The following is a 21,541-nucleotide window of genomic DNA, read 5'->3' as shown; positions in this document are numbered from 1 at the left end:
AGAGGGGCCCGACGGCCCGGCCCTCGCGGTGGATCACCAGCCCGGATACCGGTTCCACCAGTGTGGGTCCCATCCCTCGACGTACTCGCTGCCGCTCGGGGGGTCGTCGAACTGCAGCACCAGGTCGCGAGCCAAGGTGTCGAGGATCCAGGCGAGTTCGTGGCGGGTGACCAGGTCCGGGGGGAGGGACTCGGCGCCGTGGGCCGCGCCGAGCAGGGCACCGGTGACGCAGGCCACGGAGTCGCCCGATGGGGCGGTCGCCGCGAACGCCATGGCGCTGCGCAGGTCGGCGGGGTGCGGGAAGGAGGCGGCCGCGTAGATGCCGCCGAGCAGGGCCGCCGGCGCGGTGGCGTCGGGGGCGAGGCGGGTCAGGTGGGCCGGATCGGCCGGTGCCTCGACCGCTTGGTGGAAGGCCGCCCTCAGCCGGTCGTGCTGCTGCTCGGTCAGGCTCCGCGCCTCCGACGGCAGGGCCGAGAGGCCCGCGTCCAGGGCTTCCCGGAGAACCCCGTCGAACGGCGCGTAAGGGCTGCGGTGCGGAATCGGACGCGTCAGGCAGTGGCGGGTCAGGAGGGCGGCGTGGACGGCGGCGTCGCGGGCGGCCCGGTCGCCGTGGGTGAGCCCGGCGAGCGCGTCGACCAGGGCGATGCCCTGCACGCCGGTGACCGCGACGGGGAGACTGCGGGTCAGCGCATGCGCGCCGCGGCTGGGAGTGGCCATCGCCTCCTCGCCCTCGTCGACACGGGACAGGGCCGCCACGGTCGCGGGGGCACTGCCGCGCCGCTCGGCCAGGGCCGGCACGCCCGCGAGCCAGCCGTCCGGCCAGGGCCTGTCGCCGGGCGAGTTCCAGCGGGCGAGCATTTTCTGCGTCTCGACGCCCTGGAGGTAGGCCCAGCGGCAGTAGGCATGCAGGACCACGCCAGGCGCGTAGCAAATGCCCTTGTGGTCGTTGCGTACCTGTGCGCGGACGACGCCCTCGGCGGTGAAGCAGGCGAGCTGGGTGCCGACCCCGGCCCACAGCGGACCCGTTGGCGCCACAGCGCCGCGGGCCGATCCGACGGTCTCCCCAAGTGCCAGGCCCAGCATCATTCCTCGGACGCGGGACTGCCGTGACACGAGGTCACGTTGGTCATCCTTGGCGTGCGGCACGGCAGCAGCCTATACACGCCGGCGCGAGCCCCCGACGTCGGTCGGGCGGTACGGCGACGCCGGGTCCGCCCCGTCAGAGGCCCGCGCGGGCCAGCAGGACCGGGAGGGCGGCCGGCTTCACCTTCTGTACCGAGCGGACCTGGCCCAGGCCGAGTTCGTCGCGGCCGACCGGGGCGCGGTACAGCGCCTTCGTGGCGTCGGCGAGCAGCGTGACCGGGACCAGGTAGGAGACGTCGGGGTCGTCGGGGTCCACCCGGGGCTCCTCGTCGACCTCGCCCACGGCGGCGATGGCCGCGTCGGGGCTGGTGAAGAAGAACCAGACGCGGTCCCCGGGCACCATGCGGTTGCGCCGGCTGAGCCAGAACTCCGCTTCCGGATCCTCCTGCGCGAGCCCGAGGATCTTCTCCTTGTCGCACGGTTCCTGGTCCAGGACGTCCCTGTGCGGGTTGAGGATGTAGATCCAGTCCGCCACGGTTTCCCCCTCGATCAGGACCACTTCGACCAGGACATGCGCCGCACGGCGCCGCAACGCACAGTGCGGCGGCCCATGTTGCCAGGTCGGCGCCCCTCGTGCGTACACATTTTCGCGTACGGCTCCGGACGGCGCCGCTCCGGGGTGCATCCCGCCGCTTCCGCTTTCCCGTCCGTCCGTCCGTCCCAGGGGCGGACGCCGGGTAATCCCCTGGCTCACCGCCGCGGCCCCTGCCTACCCTGGTGCGCATGTCCCACGCCAAGACCTCCTACGTCTGCCTGCCCTGCCGGGCTTCCTACAAGCAGCCGTACGCGGGGTCCTGGGTGCGGCGGTGTCCCCGGTGCGGGCGGGAGTTGACCCATGTCGGGTCGGCGTTCGCCGTGCCGGCGCGGCGGGACACCGAGGGGTGGCGGGTGCTGTCCGTGCTGCTGCACGCCGGTGTCCGCTTCCACAAGAGCTGCTGTGGTGGCCCCGGTTACCGCCCGCGCACCCTGCGGGAGGTGCGCGAGCGGTTGGCGTACGCCCGGCGGACGGGGGAGCCGTACGGGCGGGCGCTCACCCGGCCCGAGGTGCCCTGAGGCCGGACACGCCCGCTGGTGCCGGTTACCGCTTCTGTTCCACCCGCACCCAGTCCACCTCCGCCTGCACTCCCCCGCCCGCTATCCGGTCCACGCTGGACTGCGGCAGGCCCCAGTACGGGGTGGTCGCCTTGTTCCAGCCGGCCGGGTAGGCGCCGCCGAGGGCGAGGTTGAGGATGACGTACTGGTTGTGGTCGTAGACCCACTGGCCGCGGGTCGATTCCAGCACCGTGCGGGAGGTCTCCTGGACCAGCCGGTCGTCGACGTAGAAGCGCATTGCCGTCGGGGTCCACTCCACCGCGTAGGTGTGCCACTGGTCGGCGCGGCCGCCGTTCGGGTAGGTCTGGCGGGCGCCGATGTTGCCGTCGGCGGAGTAGCCGGGGCCGTGCAGGGCGCTGCTGGTCCAGTCGGCGTAGCCGATGTTCTCCATGATGTCGGTCTCGCCGGAGGCGGGCCAGGACACCGACGGGTCGTCGACGTTGGAGCCGAGGAGCCAGAACGCGGGCCAGAAGCCGTCGCCGACCGGGAGCTTCATGCGGGCGCTCACCCGGCCGTAGGTGAAGTCGAACTTGGTGTGGGTGTCGATGCGGCCGGAGGTGAAGTCGTAGGTGCCGCCGCCCGCCTGGGTGCAGCCCTTGCAGTACTTGGCGCGCAGGACCAGGCTGCCGTTCTCCGTGCGGATGGTGTCCGGGGAGTCGACGTACGCCTGGGACTCGCCGTTGACCGGGCCCATCTCCGTGCCGGTGCGCACCACGCGCCACTTGGAGCGGTCGAGCGAGCCGGTGGTGAAGTCGTCGAAGAACGTGGTCTGGTACGTGCCCTGCTGCTCGCCGGGCAGGGCCGGGTAGGCCGCCGCCGCGCTGCCGCCGGTGCCCCAGACCTGGAACTCGTAGAGCGAGTAGCCGAACTGGGCTGTCGCGGGTGCGGGGTTGTAGAACGAGCGGCGTTCCTTGCCGAGCATGCGCACGTAGCGGCCTGTGGCGGGCGAGGGCAGGCGGACCGTATCGTGCCGGCCGACCGCGTCCCCGGGGGACTTCACGTCGGCGCGGCGGGCCGCGACCTCGGACGCCGGGGGCTGGTACACCGTGCGCCAGGTGCGGTTGTCGTCGGAGACCTGGAGCTGGTAGTCGACGGCGTAGGCCGCCTCCCAGTAGAGGTCGACCGTGTCGATGGTCGAGGTGGTGCCCAGGTCGACGGAGACCCAGCGGTCCGCGTTCCAGTCGCTCGACCAGCGGCTCGCGTCGTCCTTGAGGTTGGCCGGCCAGCCGCCGTCGGTGACGAACGCCGGGGAGACGCCCGCGTGCTGGTAGAAGTTGGAGTAGGCGGGGTGGTTCAGGGCGAGGTTGGCGCGGGTCGTGGAGGCCGGGGCGGGCTCGCCGCCGTAGACCCGGAAGGACCACAGCGAGTAGCCGTACGGCGTGGCCCGCTGGATGCCGCGCAGGCGGACGTAGCGGCCCGTCACGTCCTGTGGGTAGGTGTGGGCGGTCACCGTGCCGCCGGTGCCCGCGGTCTCGGTGTAGAACGGCGTCCAGTCCATGCCGTTCTTCGAGACCTCCAGGACGTAGCGCTTGCCGTAGGCGGCCTCCCAGTCCAGGACCACCCGGTCGACGCGGATCGTCGTGCCGAGGTCGAGGCGGATCCAGGCGTCGTCGGCGAAGTTGCTGGACCAGCGGGTGGAGCCGTTGCCGTCGAAGGCGAGGCCGGGCGCGCTGCCGCCGTTCTCGCTGCCGGAGGCGGTGACGGCCGCGGGATCGGCGGCGTAGGCGGCGGCCGCGCGGTCGGTGTCCCAGGTGGCCGCGGCGGCGGTGGGCGCGGCCGCGGCCGGGGTGGTCAGGGCGGGACCCGCGGCGAGCAGGGTGAGCGCGGCCAGGGCGGTCAGCAGGACGCGCGGGGTGCGTGGCGCGCGGGGTCTGCGGGGGGTGCGGGTGGTCATGCGGCTCTCCTCGAGTGGGGTGAGGGACAGCAAGTGCTTGACGTGTACATGACACTTACACGCATGGACACGCGGCACTCATGGCACAACAAGAGGGACGTACGGAGGGGTGCGGGGCCCCTGGGGACGGGCCCCGCGCTGGATTCGTGGTGGGCGCCGGCTCCCGTACCGGCGCCCACCACGACCAGGGCTCGGACGGCTGTCGCCGTCCGGCCGGCCGGGACCGGGCGGTCGTCCACCGCCCGGCCGGGGCTCAGGCGGCCTTGGCCGCCCGGTCCCGGTGGCTGCGGATGATGTCGGCGTACCGGTGACCCGTGCCCTTGATCGTGCGGGCCTGGGTGCGGTAGTCGACGTGGACCAGGCCGAAGCGCTTGTCGTAGCCGTACGCCCACTCGAAGTTGTCCAGCAGCGACCAGGCGAAGTAGCCGGCCAGCGGGGCACCCCGGCGGGCCGCCGAGGCGCACGCGGCCAGGTGGCCGACCAGGTACTCCTGGCGCTCGGGGTCGTCGATGGTGCCGTCCGGGCGGACGACGTCCGGGTACGCGGACCCGTTCTCGGTGACGTACAGGCGGCGGGCGCCGTAGTCGTCGGTCAGGCGCATCAGCAGCGTCTCGATGCCGCTCGCGTCCACCTCCCAGTCCATGCCGGTGCGCGGGACGCCGGAGCGGCGCACGGAACGGACGTACGGGGCCGGGCCGTCGGGGTCGTCGGCGACCGTCTGCGGGAAGTAGTAGTTCAGGCCCAGCCAGTCCAGCGGCGCGGCGATCGTCTCCAGGTCGCCCGGCTGCTCGGGGAGGTCCACGCCGTACAGCTCGCGCATGTCGGCCGGGAAGCCGCGGCCGTGCACCGGGTCGAGCCACCAGCGGTTGGTGTGGCCGTCCATCCGGCGCGCGGCGGCGACGTCCTCGGGACGGTCGGAGGCGGCGTGGACGGTGGAGAGGTTGTTGACGATGCCGACCTCGGCGTCCGGGACCGCCGCGCGCAGCGCCTGCGCGGCGAGGCCGTGGCCCAGCAGCAGGTGGTACGAGGCGCGCACGGCCGCCGTGAGGTCGGTCAGGCCGGGGGCCATCAGGCCCTCCAGGTGGCCGATCCAGGCGGAGCACAGGGGCTCGTTGAGCGTGGCCCAGTGGCGCACGCGGTCGCCCAGCCGGTCGGCGACGACGGCGGCGTACGCGGCGAAGTGCTCGGCGGTGTCCCGCTCGGGCCAGCCGCCGCGGTCCTGGAGGACCTGCGGGAGGTCCCAGTGGTAGAGCGTGACGGACGGGGTGATGCCCGCCGCGAGCAGCCCGTCGACCAACTCGTCGTAGAAGTCGAGGCCCTTGGGGTTGGGCGGGCCGTCGCCGCCGGGCACCACCCGCGGCCAGGCGACCGACAGCCGGTAGGCGTTGGCGCCCAGCCGGCGCATCAGCGCGATGTCCTCGCGCCAGCGGTGGTAGTGGTCGCAGGCCACGTCGCCGTGGTCGCCGCCCGCGGTCTTGCCCGGGGTGTGCGAGAAGGTGTCCCAGATCGACGGCGCACGGCCGTCCTCGGCCACGGCCCCCTCGATCTGGTAGGCCGATGTGGCCGTGCCCCACAGGAAGTCGTGCGGGAGTGCGTCGAGGTCGATGGTCACGGGAGTCCCTTCACAGCGAGGAGAGTCGGTCACTTCACGGCTCCGGCCGTCAGCCCGGCGACGAGGTAGCGCTGGAGCAGTAGGAAGCCGGCCACCACGGGCACGCTCACCACGAGCGAGGCGGCCATGATCTGGTTCCAGTACACGTCGTTGAGCGTGGAGTAGCCCTGGAGGCCGACCGCGAGGGTGCGGGTGGTGTCGTTGGTCATGACGGAGGCGAAGAGCACTTCGCCCCAGGCGGTCATGAAGGCGTAGACGGCGACGGCGACGATGCCGGGGATCGCGGCCGGCACGACGATGCGGAACAGCGCGCCGAGCGGGCCGCAGCCGTCCACCAGCGCCGCCTCGTCCAGGTCGCGCGGCACCGAGTCGAAGTACCCGATCAGCATCCAGATGGAGAACGGCAGCGAGAAGGTCAGGTAGGTGAGGATCAGTCCGCCGCGCGAGCCGAACAGCGCGATGCCGGTGGCGTTGCCGATGTTGACGTAGAGGAGGAACAGCGGGAGGAGGAAGAGGATGCCCGGGAACATCTGCGTCGACAGCACGGTGACCGTGAAGACCCGCTTGCCGCGGAACTGGTAGCGGCTCACCGCGTAGGCGCTGAAGACGGCGATGACGACGGAGCACACGGTCGCCGCGCCCGCCACGATCAGCGAGTTGACGAAGTACCGCGCCAGCGGGACCGTCGACCAGATGTCGATGTACGGGCGGATGGTCAGGCTGCTCGGCAGCCAGCGGAACCGGCCGGTCACGTCGGCCAGCGGCTTGAGCGAGCTGGAGACCATCACGTACACCGGCACCAGGACGAAGCCGGTGAGCAGCGTGAGGAAGACCCGCCGCGACCAGAGGAACGAACGCGGGGAGGCCATCGGGGACTTGGCCACGGGCGGGCTAGACATCGGCGGCCCTCCGTCCGCGCGAGGTGACGGCGAGGTACACGCCCGTCACGAGGAGCAGGAACAGCAGGAGCAGCACGGACATCGCCGAGCCGGTGCCGAAGTTCCAGGTGACGAAGGACGCCTGGTAGATGTGGACCGAGATGAGGTCCGCGGCCTCCGGGGCGGCCTTGCCGAACAGCACGTACGGCGTGTTGAAGTCGTTGAACGTCCACAGGAACAGCACGAGCACCAGCACCTGGTTGACCGGGCGCAGCGAGGGCAGGGTGATCCGGCGGATCTGCTGCCACACCCCGGCGCCGTCCAGCGCCGCGGCCTCGTACAGCTCGCGGGGGATGTTCTGCAGGCCGGCCATGACGATGAGGAAGGCGAACGGCCAGCCCTTCCACACCGAGACGGTCAGCAGCGCCCAGAAGCTGTTGTCGCCGATCAGCCAGAAGGACGGCTTGTCGGTGAGGTGCAGCTGGTCGTGCAGGACGTGGTTCACCAGGCCGTTGTCGTGCTGGAACATGAACACCCAGGTGATGACGGCCGCGTAGACCGGCAGCGCGTAGGGCACCAGGAACAGCGCGCGCAGCAGGCCGCGGCCGCGGAAGGTGTCCTGCATGAAGATCGCGGCGGCCGTGCCGATCAGCCAGCACAGGCCGACCGAGAGCAGGGTGAAGCCGACGGTGACGAAGAAGGAGTGGAGCAGCGCCTCCCCGACGGGGGCGTCGAAGTCCACCGACATGCGGTAGTTGTCGAAGCCGGACCAGGGCGCGGTGCCCCAGTCACGGATGTAGAACTGGGTGAGTTCCTTGAAGCTCATCACGATGCCGATGACCATCGGCACCAGGTGGACGAGGAGTTCGAGGATCAGGGCGGGCAGCAGGAGCAGGTAGGGCAGTCCGAGGCGGCGGATCCGCCCGGTGCGGCGGCGGGGGCCGCTCGCCGCACCGGGGGAGTTCTTGCGCACGGGATGCTCGACCGCCTCCGGGGTGGTGGTCGTCATCGTGCTCACTTCGTCGGCATCTGCTGCTGGGCCTTCTGGAGCTTCGCCTTGACCGACTCCGTGGTCACCGTGCGGCCGGCGGCGACGTCGGCGAACAGCTCCTTGACGGCCGTGCCGACCGCGGTCTCGAACTGCGACTCGTCGGCGACCTGGGGAAGGGGCGCGGCGCTCTGCGCGAGGGTGTTCTTCAGCACCGCGTTGGCCTGGTTGTTGAAGGCGGCGTCCGCCTGGGCGCCCTTGACCGGCGGGATGGAGCTGTAGGCGGTGTTCAGGATCTTCTGCTCGGCGTCGCTGGTCATGAACTTCACGAACTTCGTGGCGCCGTCGAGGTTGCCGCTGTTCTTGAACACGGCGAGGTTGATGCCGGCGACCATGGAGTTGACCTGGGTGCCGGTGCCGGGGGTGCCGGACTGCACGGGGACGGGCGCGATGCCGTAGTCGGACTCGCTCAGGCCCTGCGACTTGAGGTTGGCGGCGGCGGACTGCCACAGCAGCATCGCGGTCTTGCCCTTGGCGAAGTCGCTGACCGACTGGTTCTGCGCGTACTCGGCGTTGCCCTTCGGGATGACCTTGTCCTTGGCCATCAGGTCCACGTACTGCTTGACGCCCGCGACGGCGGCGTCGGAGGTGAAGTCGGGCTTGCCCTCGGGGGTGAAGAAGTCGGCGCCGTGCTGCTTGGCGAAGACGAAGACGTGGTGGATGTTCTCCGACACGTTCGCGCCCTCGGCGCCGATCACCTGCTTGCCCTTGGCCTGGATCTTCTTGCCGTCGGCGACCAGCTCGGACCAGGTGGCCGGGGGCTTGGTGATGCCCGCGTCGGCGAAGATCTGCTTGTTGTAGTAGAGGGCGTAGGCCATCGAGTACAGCGGGACGGCGGCCGGGTCCTTGCCCTGGGCCCCGGTGGAGCCGAGCGCGGCGTCCACGAAGCGGTCCTTGCCGCCGATCTTGGCGAAGTTGGCGGCGTCCCAGGGCAGCAGCGCGCCGGTCGCCTGCAGCGAGGCGGACCAGGTGTTGCCGATGTTCAGCACGTCCGGGCCCTGGCCGGAGGTGGTGGCGGTGAGGATCCGGTTGAGCAGGTCGGACCAGGGGACGACCTCCAGCTTGACCTTGATGCCGGTCTGCTTCTGGAACTTGTCGAGCTCCGGCTGGAGGACCTTCTTGTCGATCTCGATGCTGGCGCCCTGGTTGGAGGCCCAGTAGGTCAGCGTCTTGGGGTTGCTGTCGGATCCGCCCCCGTTCGACGATCCTCCCCCGCAGGCCGAGGCGGCGAGCGCGAGGGACAGGGTGACGGCGCCTATGGCCGCGGCTCGGATGGTGCGCATGGCTGGTGGTGTCCCTTCCCGGGTCCCGTCATGGCTTAATTTAGGACGTGAGTTAAACCCCCCGAAGCAGAAGCGTCAAGGGTTTGAGCAGCACGACGGGAACATGAGAGGAAGTCGTGTCCGACATCTTGACGTGTTCGTTCACGCAGTGAAGCATCGGCGGCCGAGAGAGCGCTCTCAAGACGCTGTCCCCTTCTGTTCCCGAAGGTTCCCCGCACCTTCGGTATCTGAGGGTTCCTGCTTCGTTCCCGACCAGGAAGAGCCGCCCCATGCCCGCTGTTCCCCCGCAGTCCTCCGACGCCGACCGGCCCGCCACCGGCCGGCGCGCCCTCGGCCGCAGGACCGTGCTCGGCGCCGCCGCGGCGTCCGTGCCGGCCCTGGCCGCCCTGTCCACGCCGGCGGTGGCCGCCGCCCCGGCCCGCGCCTCCCGCCCGCTGCGCGGCGGCGGTGACCTCGGGCCGAACGTCCTGGTCTTCGATCCCTCGACGCCCGGCATCCAGGACCGCCTGGACGCGGTGTTCGCCGAGCAGGAGTCGGCGCAGTTCGGCACCGGCCGCTACGCGCTGCTGTTCAAGCCGGGCACCTACCAGGGCCTCACCGCCCGCCTCGGCTTCTACACCTCGATCGCGGGCCTCGGCCTCTCCCCCGACGACACGACCATCAACGGGGACGTCACGGTCGACGCCGGGTGGTTCGGCGGCAACGCCACGCAGAACTTCTGGCGCTCGGCGGAGAACCTCGCCCTGGTCCCGACCGACGGCACCAACCGGTGGGCGGTCGCCCAGGCGGCCCCGTTCCGCCGCATGCACGTGCGCGGCGGCCTCAACCTCGCGCCGAGCGGCTACGGCTGGGCGAGCGGCGGCTACATCGCGGACAGCCGCATCGAGGGCCAGGTCGGCCCGTACTCCCAGCAGCAGTGGTACACCCGGGACAGCGCGATCGGCAGCTGGCTCAACGGCGTGTGGAACATGGTCTTCTCGGGCGTCGAGGGGGCGCCCGCGCAGGGCTTCCCCAACCCGCCGTACACCACGCTCGAGACCACGCCCGTCTCCCGCGAGAAGCCGTTCCTGTACGTCGGCCGCGACGGGTACCGGGTGTTCCTGCCCGCCCTGCGCCGGAACGCGCGCGGGGTCTCCTGGGGCAACGGCACCCCCCGCGGCACGTCCCTGCCGCTGTCCCGCTTCTACGTGGCCCGCCCCGGCGACGACGCGGCCACGCTGAACCGGGCGCTCGCCCAGGGGCTGCACCTGCTGCTGACGCCGGGCATCTACCGCCTGGACCGGCCGATCCGGGTGAACCGGCCCGACACCGTGGTGCTGGGCCTCGGGTACGCCACCCTGCTCCCGGACCACGGCGCCACGGCGCTGAAGGTGGCCGACGTCGACGGCGTCCGGCTGGCCGGCTTCCTGATCGACGCCGGGCCGGTCACCTCGGACACGCTGCTGGAGGTCGGGCCGAAGGGCGCCCACCGGGACCACTCCGCCAACCCGACCACCGTGCAGGACGTGTTCGTGCGGATCGGCGGCGCGGGCCCCGGCCGGGCCACCACCAGCATGGTGGTCAACAGCCGGCACACCATCGTCGACCACACCTGGGTCTGGCGGGCCGACCACGGCGAGGGCGTCGGCTGGGAGACCAACCGCGCCGACTACGGCGTGGTCGTCCACGGCGACGACGTGCTGTGCACGGGCCTGTTCGTGGAGCACTTCAACAAGTACGACGTCCAGTGGTACGGCGAGCGCGGCCGCACGATCTTCTTCCAGAACGAGAAGGCCTACGACGCCCCGAACCAGGCCGCCATCCAGAACGGCGCGGTCAACGGCTACGCCGCCTACAAGGTGGGCGACCACGTCCGCACCCACGAGGCGTGGGGCCTGGGCAGCTACTGCTTCTACAACGTCGACCCGACGATCGTGCAGCACCACGGCTTCGCCGCCCCCGAGCGGCCCGGCGTGAAGTTCCACGACCTGCTGGTGATCTCCCTGGGCGGCCAGGGCCAGTACGCGCACGTCATCAACGACACCGGGGCGCCCACCTCGGGCACCTCGACCGTGCCGTCCACGGTGGTGTCGTTCCCGTGAACCGGGGTCGCGCCCCGCACGCGAACGCGTGCGGGGCGCGACGTCGGCCTCAGCCTCCGCCTCCGTGGCCGGTGTCTAGCGGTCCGCGGGGGCCGGGGCGTACCCGGTGGGCCGGGCCGTGAACGTGCCCCGGCCCTGGGTGCGGCCGCGCAACCGGGCGGCGTAGCCGAACAGTTCGGCCAGCGGCACGGTCGCGGTGACCACCGCGGCGCCGGCCCGCACCACCGAGCCGGTGACCCGGCCGCGCCGGGCCGCCAGGTCGCCGAGGACCGCGCCGACGGCGTCCTCGGGCACGGTGACCGTGACCTCGGCGACCGGCTCCAGCAGGACCATCGCGCAGGAGCGCAGGGCCTGTCGGAGCCCGAGGCGGCCCGCCGTGCGGAACGCGGTGTCCGAGGAGTCCTTCACATGGGTCGCCCCGTCGGTGAGGGTGACCCGCAGCCCGGTGACCCGGTGGCCGCCGAGGGGCCCCTCGGCGAGGGCGTCCCGGCAGCCGGCCTCCACGGCGCGGACGTACTCCTGCGGCACCCGCCCGCCGACCACGGCGGAGCGGAAGGCGAACTCCTCCTCCCACGGCTCCACGTCGAGCACCACGTGCGCGAACTGACCGGCCCCGCCGTCCTGTTTGACGTGCCGGTACACCGTCCCGGTCACCCCGCGCCCGACCGTCTCCCGGTAGGTGACCCGCGGCCGCCCGACGGCGACCTCCAGGCCGAGGGTGCGGCGCACCTTCTCCACCGCCACCTCCAGGTGCAGCTCGCCCAGGCCCGACAGGACCGTCTGCCCGGTCTCGTCGTCGGTGCGCACCACCAGCGAGGGGTCCTCCTCGGTGAGCCGGGCGAGCGCGGGCGCCAGCCGGCCGGCGTCGGCCCGGCGGCGCGCCTCCACGGCCACCGACACCACCGGCTCGGCCACGCCGGGCGGTTCCAGCACGACCGGGGCGTCCGGCGCGCACAGGGTGGTCCCCGCCCGCGCCGACCGCATCCCGACGACGGCCACGATGTCCCCGGCCACCGCCCGCTCCAGCGGGACGTGCCGGTCGGCCTGGACCCGCAGGACACGGCCGACGCGCTCGGTGCGGCGGGCGGTCGGGTCCCACACGACGTCTCCCTTCTCCAGCGTGCCCGCGTACACGCGCAGGTAGGTCAGGCGGCCCGTCGGGGTCGCGTTCACCTTGAAGGCGAGCGCGGCGAACGGGGCGCCGGGGTCGGCCGCCCGCCGTTCCTCGGCCCCGCCGTTGCGGCCGCGCACGGGCGGTACGTCCAGGGGCGACGGCAGGTAGGCGACCACGGCGTCCAGCAGGGGCTCCACACCGCGGTCGCGGTAGGCGGAGCCGCACAGCACGACCACGCCGTCCCCGCTGCGGGTGAGGTCCCGCAGGGCGCCCGTGAGCGTCGCGGCGGAGAGCACCTCCCGGTCGCAGAACTCCTCCAGCGCCGCCGGATGGCGTTCGGCGACGGCCTCCTCCAGCAGGCGGCGCCTGCGCAGCGCCTCCTCCCGCAGCGCGTCCGGCACGGGTCCCTCGGTCGCCGAGGCGTCGCCCTCGGCGCGGACCAGGGCGCGCATCCGCACCAGGTCCACGACGCCGACGAAGCCCTCCTCCGTCCCGATCGGCAGGTGCACGACCAGCGGGGCCGGGTGCAGCCGTTCCCGCAGGGAGGCGACGGCCGCGTCGAGGTCGGCGCCCGCCCGGTCCATCTTGTTGACGAACGCGATCCTGGGCACGCCGTGCCGGTCGGCCTGCCGCCACACGGACTCGCTCTGCGGCTCCACGCCCGCGACCGCGTCGAACACCGCCACGGCGCCGTCGAGCACCCGCAGCGCGCGCTCCACCTCGTCGGCGAAGTCGACGTGCCCGGGGGTGTCGATCAGGTTGATGCGGTGTCCGGCCCAGTCGCAGCTCACCGCGGCGGCGAAGATGGTGATGCCGCGGTCGCGCTCCTGCGGGTCGAAGTCGGTGACGGTGGTGCCGTCGTGGACCTCGCCGCGCCGGTGCGTGGTGCCGGTGGCGTACAGGATCCGCTCGGTGAGGGTGGTCTTGCCTGCGTCCACGTGGGCGAGGATGCCCAGGTTGCGGACGGCGGACGGGCGGGTGGTCGGGGTGGTGGGCAGAGAGGGAGTGCGCATGGCCCTCGGCCTTTCGGGGTGATCCGGGAAACGGGCTGCGCGATGCGCCCCGGCGTCACCGTCCCGAGCCGTGCGGCGGACGCCGACACGCCGAACGTCCGGCCTGCCCACGTCGGTTGGCAGCAGGCCCCGTCCGGGGGCTGGGGGTACGTCAGGGCATCCGGTGCCGGCCGCGCCGCGGGCACCGGACGGCCCAGGACACGAGGATCACCTCGGACCACTGACGGGGAGCGACGACGGCACGGTGCGTGCGCATGGCCGGGCTCCCCTCGCTCGTCACGGTACGGCGCGCCCCCGGTCGTGGGCGGCGCGATGGGGTGAGTGTAGGGAGGAACGGGCGGGCGGGGCGCGGGAATTTCCTCCGTCAGGCGCGCGGTGCGGCGTAGAAGGTGCGGCGCACCCGGCGCAGCCACGCCTCCGCCGGGGCCTCGTCGGGGACGTCCGGCAGGGCGCTGCGGGTCTCGGCGAACGCCGCCTCGAAGCGTCGGAGCAGCGGCTCGGCGACCGCGGGGTCGGCGGCGACCTGCTCGCCGAAGCGGTGGTAGGCGTCCGGGTCGTCGACCCGGATGGTCAACTCCCCCGTGCGGTACAGCTCGAAGCCCTGCTCGCACAGCCGCCTGAGGTGACGGGCGTGCTTGGCGGTGCGGCCCCGGGTCTCCGGCGGGAGCGGACCGGCGCTGCGCGAGAGGAGCTTGCGGAACTGCTGGGTGGCGTAGCCCAGGTAGGCGTCGCGGACCCGGCCGGCGCTCAGGAAGGACGCGCGGATGCCGATGAGTTCGTCGCCGAGCGGGGTGCGGACCTCGTACAACGCGTCGGGCAGCCAGATGAGTTCCATCACCGTCGGGTTGCCGCCGAGGGCGAGGCGGCACCACTTGGCCGCCTCGTGCAGGGTGCGGTCGGGGGCGGTGCTGACGTGGGACTCGGCCGGCCGGTGCAGGCCGTGCAGGTCCTCGGTGGGCGCGGCGAACAGGCCCAGGCGGTCCACGTCGGAGCCCGCGCGGGCGAGTCCGTAGGCGGTCGAGCCGACGATGCCGGACAGCAGGACGTTGGTGACGGACATGGTGCTCCCCCTCGGTGTGGCCCGCCCATGATGCCGCGTCGAACGGGTCGGCCACCCGGCATTTTCCGGGTCGGCGCAGGTCAGCCCTGCCCGGCGCCACCCGTCCCGCGAGGCTTTGGCCATACCCTCACCCCTCTCGCAAGACCGTCCCGCTGTGATCCTTGTCGCCGGTGCGGGGAGAGTGCGAGGAGTTCCGCATGGGCAGCCTGCCCGTGCGTGAGAGGTCGGTGTCGTTCCTGTGGGGGAATCCGTGAGCGTGTGTGTCATCGGTGCGGGCCTGTCCGGGCTGGCGGTGGCACGCGCCCTCGAGGCGCGGGGCGTGGAGTTCGTCTGCCTGGAGAAGTCGGCCGGGGTCGGCGGCATCTGGCGGGCGCCCGGCGCGGGTGAGCGCGGCCCGGGTTACCTGTCGCTGCACCTCAACTCCACGAAGCAGCTCACCGGTTACGCCGACCATCCGATGCCGGCCTCCTACCCGGTCTACCCGCGCCACAGCGACATGGCCGCCTACCTGCGGGCCTACGCCGAGTGGGCCGGCGTGCTCGACGACATCGAGCTGGAGACCACCGTGGAGTCCGTGCGGCCGACGGCCGGCGGCGCCTGGACGGTGGTCAGCCGGTCGGCGGACGGCGCGCGCACGGCTCGTGTGTTCAACCAGGTGCTCGTCGCCTCGGGGCACAACACCGAGCCGTTCCTGCCGGCCCTGCCCCCGGGTTCCGAGACCTTCGAGGGAACGATTCTGCACGCCTACGACTACCGCGACGGCAGCGACTGGGCAGGCCTGCGGGTCGTCGTCGTGGGGCTCGGCGCCTCGGCCGTGGACATCGCCGCGGACCTCTCCCGGTACGCCGAGCGGACCCTGCTGTCGGTGCGCCGCGGGCTGCACATCCTGCCCAAGCAGCTCTTCGGCGTCCCGCTGGACGAGGTGGCCGAGGCGCCCTGGTGGACCGCCATGTCACTGGCCGAGCAGCGGCGCTTCCTCGAACAGGCGCTGCTGGTGGCCCGCGGCAAGCTCTCCGACTACGGGCTGCCCGAGCCCGACCACCCGGTCTTCGCCTCGGCCGTGACGCTCTCGGACGACATCCTCAGCCGGATCCGCCACGGCGGTGTCGTGCCCAGGCCGGCGATCGACCGGCTCGACGGCGACCGCGTGCACTTCACCGACGGCAGCTCCGAGCGCGCCGACGCCGTCGTCTACTGCACGGGGTACCGCATGGCGTTCCCCTTCCTGCCCGACGGCTGCCCGATCGGCCCCCAGGGCGCGGTCGAGCTGTACAAGCGGGTCGTCGCGCCCGACCACCCGGGGCTGTTCTTCATCGGGCTGGTCCGTCCGCACGGGTCGATCACCCGGCTCGTGGAGGCCCAGGCGGACTGGGCGGCGCGGCTGGCGACGGGCGAGGCGGTGCTGCCCGAGCCGGAGGTCATGCGCAAGGAGATCGCCACGTACCTCGGGGGCATCGCCGGCCAGTACGGCAGCCGCGAAGGCGCGTCGATACAGGTCAACTTCGCACCGTACCTGCAGGAGTTGCGGGAGGTGTGAGACAGCGGCCGGGGCTCCGGCGGTCTCCCGCTGCGGCTCGGGCGTGTCTCGTCGTGACCGTTCTGTGGGCCTTCCAGTTCGCGTTGTCGGGGATCGTGGGCGGACGGAGAAGGCACGGCTGGTGTTCGAGAAGATGATGGGGTACGCGAACCACCTGGGCCTGTTCTCGGAGGAGATCGACCCGACCGGCCGCCAACTGGGCAAATTCCCGCAGGCCTGCACGCATCTGGCGTTGATCGACGCGACCCTCACCCTCGACAAGGCGCTCGACACTCGGTAGGCCGGTTCGCGGTACGCCGGGCTGGTGGTGCTCACGTCCGCGGCGGCGCCCTGCCCGCCCGGCGGGCGTCGCAGGGCGGGCGTCGCGGGAGAATCATCCTGCGGACCCCGCCGCCGACCGAGGAGACAGCACCTGGTGGGTGACCCGGGCGGCCACGGATCGCCCCGCCCGCAGAGGGGCCGGGGGACGGACGTGGTACGCCTCGCAGGAGAGGTACGTCGTCACCCGCGGCGGGTGTCCGTCCTGGTGGGCGGCGGACAGGTAGGCGACGAGGCCCACGCCGTCCTCCGGGCGGCGGGCGGTCAGGGCCCGGGTGGCCTCGTGCAGGACCCCGTCGTCGATGCCGTGGCGGTGCAGCAGGGCCGAGGCGCGGGCCAGGGCCTCGCCGTCGTGGGCGGCGTAATCCCGGACCGGCACGTGCAGGGTGAAGCCGCTGGGCCGTCCGGTCGCCGTCTCGGTGAAGGCGTGGCAGGACTGGACGGGCCGGCGGGTGGGCCGTCTGCCCGGTCCGGTGTCCGCATCGTCCCTGGGGCCGAGTCCGGACGCGATGCGGAAGAACGTTTCTGTCTCCTCGGCCGGCGGTCCCCCGGCGGTCCGGCACAGTGCACCCGCCTCGGGGGCCGAAAGGTCCTGGTGGGCCAGGTAGACCTTCACCCGCGGCGCGTCCCAGTCCCCGAGGTCGAGGGCGACGAACAGGTGCCGGTCGCCCTCGGGCAGCGCGGCGAACGCCCGGCCGTGACCGAGCCGGACGAGCGCCTCCCGTACGGTGTCGGCGGCGCGGTCGGCGCCGCGGGCCGCCGGGTTGAGGTACGCCTTCACCCGGGGCACGCCGCCGGGCCGCAGCTCGAGCGCGCACCACAGGGCCAGGGGTCCCTCGGGTTCGGCCGGGAAGAACAGGTCCTCCAGCTCGTCGAGCCGGTCGGTCGGGAAGGCCCAGCGACGCGCCGTCTCCCGCAGGAACCGCAGCCCCGTGCGGCCGCTGCGGGCCAGGGTGCCTGCGCCGCACCCCGGCTCCAGCAGCACCCGCAGGGTCGGGGCGGCGTCCGGCACGAAGGACAGCGAGAACTCGACCGGGGTGTGGTCGTCGGAGAGGAAGGAAAGGTGGGGCGGCGGCAGGTCCAGCGGCCGCTCGGCCGCCGGGCCCAGGGCCTCCAGCAGGACACGTGCGTAGGCGGCGGCGTCGCTCCCGTCGAGGCCCGCGACCTCGCACAGCCGCAGGAGCTGCCGGGCGGTGTGGCCGCCGAGCGAGGCTGCCTCGGGGAGCGTGGGTGTGCCGTCGCCGCCGGCTCTCACCACGCCTCCGACCGCCGGCCGGTCGGCCGGACAAGAAGATACCCGCCGTCGTGGGCGGGTATCGGGGGGAGCACGACGAGGGGCCGGGGTAGGTGAACGGCATCGGTGGACATGGGGTCCACGACACCTCCTTCGACTCGTGAGCAACACGGATGACCGCGTTGCTCACTACCCAAGAGGTTGAATCGTCATGCGACGGTGATGAGTTGGTGGATGTTGCGTGAATCACCTAGTCAGCCAGTTGAGGAACTGGCTCCACATACCACCGCGTTCGGGCTTGCGGTCCGTCACGGCGACCGTTTCCTGGCGCGCGGAGGTGTCGTCCGGGGCCGCGGCCGAGGAGCGGCGCGCGACATCGACCGGGGTGAACCGGGCGGGCAGGGTGGCCAGTCCGCGGTTGAACGGACCGGGCCGCCAGGTCAGGCTGTCCGCGGGCACCGCGAGCTCCACGTCGGGCAGCTTGTTCAGCAGGTTCTCGATCGCGGTGACGGTGATCTGCCGGGCGGGCTCCTTGGAGGGGCAGGCGTGCGGGCCCGCGCTCCACGCCAGGTGCGCCCGGTTGCTGCCGGCCTGCCGGGCGGCGGTCAGCGCCGGACCGGTGTTGGCGGCGGCGAAGCTGACCAGCAGCAGGTCGCCGGCCTGCAGCCGGGTCCCGCCGAACTCCATGTCGGCCACCGGGTAGTGCGGGGCCAGGTTGGACATGGGCGGGTTCTCCCACAGCGTGTCGTCGATCGCCTCGTCGATCAGCCCGCCCTGGTGGGCGTACGCGTCGTGGGTGAGCAGCCGGTACAGGGTGTTGCCGATGAGGTTGCGCAGCGGCTCGTTGCCGCCCACCATCAGCAGCGCCAGCTGGTGGACCATCTCCTCGTCGGTGAGCTGCGCCGGGTGCTGCATCAGCCAGGTGGTGACGTCGTCGCCGGGCCGGCTCCGCTTGAGCGCGACCAGTTCACCGACGGCCGTGAACAGCACGCCCATCGCCTTCTCGGCGTTGACGCCGTCGAACATGCCGGCGATGCCGAACACCACGCGGTCGCCGATGTCGGCGGGGACGCCGAAGAGCTCGTTGAAGACGAACAGCGGGAGCTGCTTGGCGTAGTCGCCCAGCAGGTCGGCCGAACCCCGGCCGCCGAACTGGGAGATGAGGAAGTCGGAGACGCGCGCGGTGGCCTGGCTGACCTTGCGGGGGTCCACCTTGGCCATGCTGTCGGTGATTGCCTGACGCAGCCTCAGGTGTTCGGCGCCGTCGCTGAACATGGCGTTCGGGCGGTACGCCAGCACGGGCGCGACCGGGCTGTCCGGCGGGACCTTGCCCTCGCCCAGGGCGCGCCAGCGGCGGGCGTCCTTGCGGAACGAGGCGGAGTCCTGCAGCAACTGCAGCGCGGTCGCGTAGTCGGTGACGAGGGTGGCCTCGACACCGGGGGCGAGCTCGACGGGCGCGGTGGGGCCGTAGTGGCGCAGGTAGGCGTAGTACGCCTGGGGGTCCGCGGCGAACTCGGCCCCGTACAGGGGCACTCGGGCACCGGAGTGGTGCGCCGGGCACCCCGGCGGGGGCACGGGGGTGGAGTGGTCGTCCAAGGGGGTGGCTCCTAGTGGGCGCGGTCCTGCAGGTGGCGGACGAGGGTGATGAGTGCCTCGGCGGAGGACCGCTCGTCGCGCGCGTCGCAGGTGACGACGGGGGTGTCGTCGAGGAGGTCCAGGGCCTCGCGCAGGGCGGACTCGTCGCGGGGCGTGCTGCCGTCGAACCGGTTGACGGCGATGGCGTAGTCGAGGCCGTACTGCTCGATCAGGTCGATCACGGCGAAGGAGTCGGCCAGCCGCTCGGGGTCGACGAGCACCAGCGCGCCGAGCGCGCCGCGGGCCATGTCCTCCCACATCTGCACGAAGCGCTGCTGGCCGGGCGTGCCGAACAGGTAGAGCACGACGCGGTCGCTGATGGTGAGCCGGCCGAAGTCCATGGCGACCGTGGTGGTGGTCTTGCCCTGGACGCCCTTGAGGTCGTCGACGGACTCGGCGGCCCGGGTCATCGTCTCCTCGGTGGACAGCGGCTCGATCTCGGAGATCGCCCCGATGAACGTGGTCTTGCCGACCGCGAAGTGGCCCACCACGAGGATCTTGACGGCGGTCTGGGTGGCGCCGCCGCGGACGTACGCCGCCTCATCCAAACTTGGCCCTGAGACCATTCAGCACCTCCTCCAGGATGTCCCGGTCGGCGAGGGGGGCCCGCTGCACGGGCGGACGGGTGATGAGGTAGCCGCCCTCGGTGAGGGCCGCGAGGAGGATCTTCACCACGCCGAGCGGCAGCTGGGTGTGGCCCGCGATCTCGGCGACCGAGAGGTAGCCGGCCGCGCACAGGTCCAGCAGTTTCTGCTCCTCCGGTGACAGACGGGTCGGCCGTTGCCGGTGGTCGGCCGTCGCCGTGACCAGGGTGATCAGCGACAGCTGGTCCTCGGCGGGCAGCCCGCGCCCCTTGGTGATGACGTACGGACGCACTAATTCGGGCGTCTGCGGCTCCAGTTCGTCGTATCCGGTCATGAGCGCGCGCCGAGGTTCTCGCGCGGCGGCGTGGTGAGCGCCTTGCCGAGCTGGCCGACGAGCTGCTGCATGCGGAAGGTGATGTCCGCCATGTCGACGTCCGGGGAGGCGGACACGCCGAGGTAGGCGCCCTCACCGGCCGAGATCAGGAACACCCAGCCGCCGTCGAACTCCACGAGCGTCTGCCGCCACTGCTGGTTGACGCCCTCGCAGAAGAACCCCAGGGAGCGGCTGAGCGACTGCACCCCGCTCATCGCGGCGGCCACCCGGTCGGCGTTGTCCTTGTCGAAATCCTTGGTGCGGGCCATCAGCAGGCCGTCCGCGGAGATCAGCACCGCGTGCAGGGCCCCGGGAATCTCCAGGGCGCTGTCCAGCATCCATGACAGATCGTTCACGAGATCTCATGCCCTTCACTGCTCGCACCACGGGTGCTGCTCGTCATGTCGGTCTCCGCCGGAGTGGCCCGGCCCGACTGCGTACCCCGCTGGAAGGCACCCATGATCGCCGCCGACTCCGCGCCGCTGCGCCGGGAGGTACCGGCCGGGGCGGCGGGGGGCGGGGCGGGCGCGGCCGAGGGCGTGCTCGGCACGACCGCCATGGGGCGCTTGCGGCGCCGCTTGGGCAGGCCGTCCGCGGTGGTGGTGCCGCCCAGGGCCGGCTCGGGACCGCCGAGGCCCGCCGTGGTGGCGACCGCGGGCAGGACCGGGGCGGGCTCCCGCTGTTCGGGCGCGCTGGTGAGCAGGTCGTGGGGCAGCAGCAGCACCGCGCGCACACCGCCGTACGGGGACGTGGAGTCGACGGAGACCTCGAAGCCGAAGCGCTCGGCGAGCACGCCGATCACCGCGAACCCGAACTGCGGCGGGTTGCCGAGGCCGGCGACGCCGGAGACGCGCTCGGTGGACAGCAGCTTCTCGGCGCGGACGCGCTCCTCGTCGTTCATGCCGACACCGGCGTCGTCGACGACGATGCAGATGCCCTTGGGCACGGTGCGGATGTTGATCTCCACGACCGTGTCGGGGCTGGAGTAGCTGGTGGCGTTGTCGAGCAGCTCGGCGAGGGCCAGCGCCACGGGCTCCACCGCGCGGCTGGTGATGCCGAAGTCGACCTGGGAGAGGATCTCCACCCGCCGGTAGTGGCGGATCCTGCCCTGCGCGCTGCGCACTACGTCGTAGACCGAGGCCACCTCGCGCTGCCGGCCGAGCCAGCCGTCGCAGAGCACGGCGATGGACTGGGCGCGGCGGCCGAACTGGGAGTTGGTGTGGTCGATCTCCAGGAGGTCCTGGAGGATGACCGACTCGCCGTACTTGGTCTGCAGCCGCGACACGATCAACTGCTGTTCGGCGGCGAGGCCCTGCAGGGTCCGCATGGCCGACTTCAGTACGGTCTTGGTCGCGTCGTCGGCGCGCTCCTGCGCCGCCTGCACCGACTGGGTGTACTGGTTCTCCAGCTCGGAGTAGTGGGAACGGAGGCCGGCGATCTCCTGCCTTAAGGCGCGTGCCGCCTTGCGCTGGCGTACCACGAGCGCAATGGCGGCGATGACGGCGACGAGGAGAATCCCGGCCACCGGGTCCGGTATGTAATGCGTCATAAGACTCTCTTCAGGCGACTGACGGCCAGTTGCTGAATTTCCGTCAACGCGGGTGGACCGGCGGACCGCCCGCACCGGGGTCACCGCCCGGAC

19 protein-coding genes are annotated in these 21,541 nt (G+C 72.4%); 4 read left to right on the top strand and 15 right to left on the bottom strand.

From position 1 onward, the window contains the following. Positions 1-33 precede the first annotated feature (33 nt). Together AQJ30_RS08580 and AQJ30_RS08575 are read right to left on the bottom strand one after the other, a co-directional pair. Positions 34-1,035: an ADP-ribosylglycohydrolase family protein gene (locus AQJ30_RS08580; RefSeq protein WP_245726850.1), complete on the bottom strand. Its 1,002-nt coding sequence runs from the start codon at positions 1,033-1,035 to the stop codon at positions 34-36. Between the two features lie 184 nt (positions 1,036-1,219). Then, complete coding sequence (locus AQJ30_RS08575) at positions 1,220-1,618, bottom strand: hypothetical protein (RefSeq protein ID WP_067231038.1); 399 nt, start codon at positions 1,616-1,618, stop codon at positions 1,220-1,222. 248 nt (positions 1,619-1,866) lie between these two features. Here AQJ30_RS08575 and AQJ30_RS08570 point away from each other — a divergent pair, with 248 nt between their 5' ends. Beyond that, entirely contained in the window at positions 1,867-2,196 is a 330-nt protein-coding gene (locus AQJ30_RS08570) for a deoxyxylulose-5-phosphate synthase (protein ID WP_067230619.1), read from the top strand. 25 nt (positions 2,197-2,221) lie between these two features. Here AQJ30_RS08570 and AQJ30_RS08565 read toward each other — a convergent pair whose 3' ends face one another. From AQJ30_RS08565 to AQJ30_RS08545, 5 genes are all read right to left on the bottom strand, one after another. Then, the gene (locus tag AQJ30_RS08565; RefSeq protein WP_067230616.1) at positions 2,222-4,129 is read right to left on the bottom strand and encodes a discoidin domain-containing protein; all 1,908 of its coding nucleotides are present in this window, start codon (positions 4,127-4,129) and stop codon (positions 2,222-2,224) included. Between the two features lie 253 nt (positions 4,130-4,382). After that, positions 4,383-5,741: a GH1 family beta-glucosidase gene (locus AQJ30_RS08560; RefSeq protein ID WP_067230613.1), complete on the bottom strand. Its 1,359-nt coding sequence runs from the start codon at positions 5,739-5,741 to the stop codon at positions 4,383-4,385. Positions 5,742-5,770: 29 nt separating this feature from the next. Next, positions 5,771-6,610: a carbohydrate ABC transporter permease gene (locus AQJ30_RS08555; RefSeq protein ID WP_067231037.1), complete on the bottom strand. Its 840-nt coding sequence runs from the start codon at positions 6,608-6,610 to the stop codon at positions 5,771-5,773. Positions 6,611-6,632: 22 nt separating this feature from the next. Beyond that, a complete protein-coding gene (locus AQJ30_RS08550; RefSeq protein WP_067230610.1) occupies positions 6,633-7,628 on the bottom strand; it encodes a carbohydrate ABC transporter permease in 996 nt (331 codons plus the stop codon). Between the two features lie 5 nt (positions 7,629-7,633). Then, positions 7,634-8,950: an ABC transporter substrate-binding protein gene (locus tag AQJ30_RS08545; RefSeq protein WP_067230608.1), complete on the bottom strand. Its 1,317-nt coding sequence runs from the start codon at positions 8,948-8,950 to the stop codon at positions 7,634-7,636. 269 nt (positions 8,951-9,219) lie between these two features. On the opposite strand from AQJ30_RS08545, the gene AQJ30_RS08540 reads away from it, so the two are divergent. Next, complete coding sequence (locus AQJ30_RS08540; protein WP_067230605.1) at positions 9,220-11,031, top strand: coagulation factor 5/8 type domain-containing protein; 1,812 nt, start codon at positions 9,220-9,222, stop codon at positions 11,029-11,031. A 75-nt stretch (positions 11,032-11,106) separates the two neighbouring features. On the opposite strand, the gene fusA is transcribed toward AQJ30_RS08540, so the two are convergent. Then, on the bottom strand, positions 11,107-13,158 hold the full coding sequence (fusA, locus tag AQJ30_RS08535; protein ID WP_067230603.1) for an elongation factor G: 2,052 nt from the start codon (positions 13,156-13,158) through the stop codon (positions 11,107-11,109). 364 nt (positions 13,159-13,522) lie between these two features. Continuing rightward, a complete protein-coding gene (locus AQJ30_RS08530) occupies positions 13,523-14,218 on the bottom strand; it encodes a nucleotidyltransferase domain-containing protein (protein WP_067230601.1) in 696 nt (231 codons plus the stop codon). 250 nt (positions 14,219-14,468) lie between these two features. Here AQJ30_RS08530 and AQJ30_RS08525 point away from each other — a divergent pair, with 250 nt between their 5' ends. Beyond that, positions 14,469-15,755 (top strand): flavin-containing monooxygenase, encoded by a 1,287-nt coding sequence (locus AQJ30_RS08525; protein WP_067230598.1) that lies wholly within the window; start codon positions 14,469-14,471, stop codon positions 15,753-15,755. A 121-nt stretch (positions 15,756-15,876) separates the two neighbouring features. Further along, on the top strand, positions 15,877-16,035 hold the full coding sequence (locus AQJ30_RS36720) for a glycoside hydrolase family 15 protein (protein ID WP_425424131.1): 159 nt from the start codon (positions 15,877-15,879) through the stop codon (positions 16,033-16,035). Positions 16,036-16,128: 93 nt separating this feature from the next. Here AQJ30_RS36720 and AQJ30_RS08520 read toward each other — a convergent pair whose 3' ends face one another. The 6 genes from AQJ30_RS08520 to AQJ30_RS08495 all read right to left on the bottom strand — a co-directional run bounded on the left by AQJ30_RS08520 (position 16,129) and on the right by AQJ30_RS08495 (position 21,448). Next, on the bottom strand, positions 16,129-17,331 hold the full coding sequence (locus AQJ30_RS08520) for a tryptophan dimethylallyltransferase family protein (RefSeq protein WP_245726849.1): 1,203 nt from the start codon (positions 17,329-17,331) through the stop codon (positions 16,129-16,131). Between the two features lie 222 nt (positions 17,332-17,553). Next, positions 17,554-18,903, bottom strand: coding sequence for a cytochrome P450 (locus AQJ30_RS08515; RefSeq protein ID WP_067230594.1), 1,350 nt, complete (start codon positions 18,901-18,903; stop codon positions 17,554-17,556). Positions 18,904-18,914: 11 nt separating this feature from the next. Next, positions 18,915-19,508, bottom strand: a complete 594-nt coding sequence (locus tag AQJ30_RS08510; protein ID WP_067230591.1) for a GTP-binding protein — start codon at positions 19,506-19,508, stop codon at positions 18,915-18,917. Continuing rightward, a complete protein-coding gene (locus AQJ30_RS08505; protein WP_067230589.1) occupies positions 19,483-19,860 on the bottom strand; it encodes a DUF742 domain-containing protein in 378 nt (125 codons plus the stop codon). The genes AQJ30_RS08510 and AQJ30_RS08505 overlap by 26 nt, the downstream gene beginning before the upstream one ends. After that, on the bottom strand, positions 19,857-20,237 hold the full coding sequence (locus AQJ30_RS08500; RefSeq protein ID WP_067230586.1) for a roadblock/LC7 domain-containing protein: 381 nt from the start codon (positions 20,235-20,237) through the stop codon (positions 19,857-19,859). Before AQJ30_RS08500 ends, AQJ30_RS08505 begins: the two co-directional genes overlap by 4 nt. 14 nt (positions 20,238-20,251) lie before the next feature. Continuing rightward, the gene (locus AQJ30_RS08495; protein ID WP_067230583.1) at positions 20,252-21,448 is read right to left on the bottom strand and encodes an ATP-binding protein; all 1,197 of its coding nucleotides are present in this window, start codon (positions 21,446-21,448) and stop codon (positions 20,252-20,254) included. Positions 21,449-21,541 lie beyond the last annotated feature (93 nt).

The sequence above is a fragment of the Streptomyces longwoodensis genome (genome assembly GCF_001514125.1).
Classification (GTDB): Bacteria; Actinomycetota; Actinomycetes; order Streptomycetales; family Streptomycetaceae; genus Streptomyces; species Streptomyces longwoodensis.
The sequence above is the reverse complement of the archived record's forward strand: the minus strand, read 5'-3'. Positions and strand labels throughout refer to the sequence as shown.

Bases quoted from the DNA above. Each gene is read 5' to 3' on its own strand.
- AQJ30_RS08545 (WP_067230608.1), bottom strand. From the start codon at position 8,950: ATGCGCACCATCCGAGCCGCGGCCATAGGCGCCGTCACCCTGTCCCTC.
- AQJ30_RS08570 (WP_067230619.1), top strand. From the start codon at position 1,867: ATGTCCCACGCCAAGACCTCCTACGTCTGCCTGCCCTGCCGGGCTTCC.
- AQJ30_RS08540 (WP_067230605.1), top strand. From the start codon at position 9,220: ATGCCCGCTGTTCCCCCGCAGTCCTCCGACGCCGACCGGCCCGCCACC.
- AQJ30_RS08500 (WP_067230586.1), bottom strand. From the start codon at position 20,237: ATGCTGGACAGCGCCCTGGAGATTCCCGGGGCCCTGCACGCGGTGCTG.
- AQJ30_RS08530 (WP_067230601.1), bottom strand. From the start codon at position 14,218: ATGTCCGTCACCAACGTCCTGCTGTCCGGCATCGTCGGCTCGACCGCC.
- AQJ30_RS08555 (WP_067231037.1), bottom strand. From the start codon at position 6,610: ATGGCCTCCCCGCGTTCGTTCCTCTGGTCGCGGCGGGTCTTCCTCACG.
- fusA (WP_067230603.1), bottom strand. From the start codon at position 13,158: ATGCGCACTCCCTCTCTGCCCACCACCCCGACCACCCGCCCGTCCGCC.
- AQJ30_RS08565 (WP_067230616.1), bottom strand. From the start codon at position 4,129: ATGACCACCCGCACCCCCCGCAGACCCCGCGCGCCACGCACCCCGCGC.
- AQJ30_RS08505 (WP_067230589.1), bottom strand. From the start codon at position 19,860: ATGACCGGATACGACGAACTGGAGCCGCAGACGCCCGAATTAGTGCGT.
- AQJ30_RS08550 (WP_067230610.1), bottom strand. From the start codon at position 7,628: ATGACGACCACCACCCCGGAGGCGGTCGAGCATCCCGTGCGCAAGAAC.
- AQJ30_RS08510 (WP_067230591.1), bottom strand. From the start codon at position 19,508: ATGGTCTCAGGGCCAAGTTTGGATGAGGCGGCGTACGTCCGCGGCGGC.
- AQJ30_RS08495 (WP_067230583.1), bottom strand. From the start codon at position 21,448: ATGACGCATTACATACCGGACCCGGTGGCCGGGATTCTCCTCGTCGCC.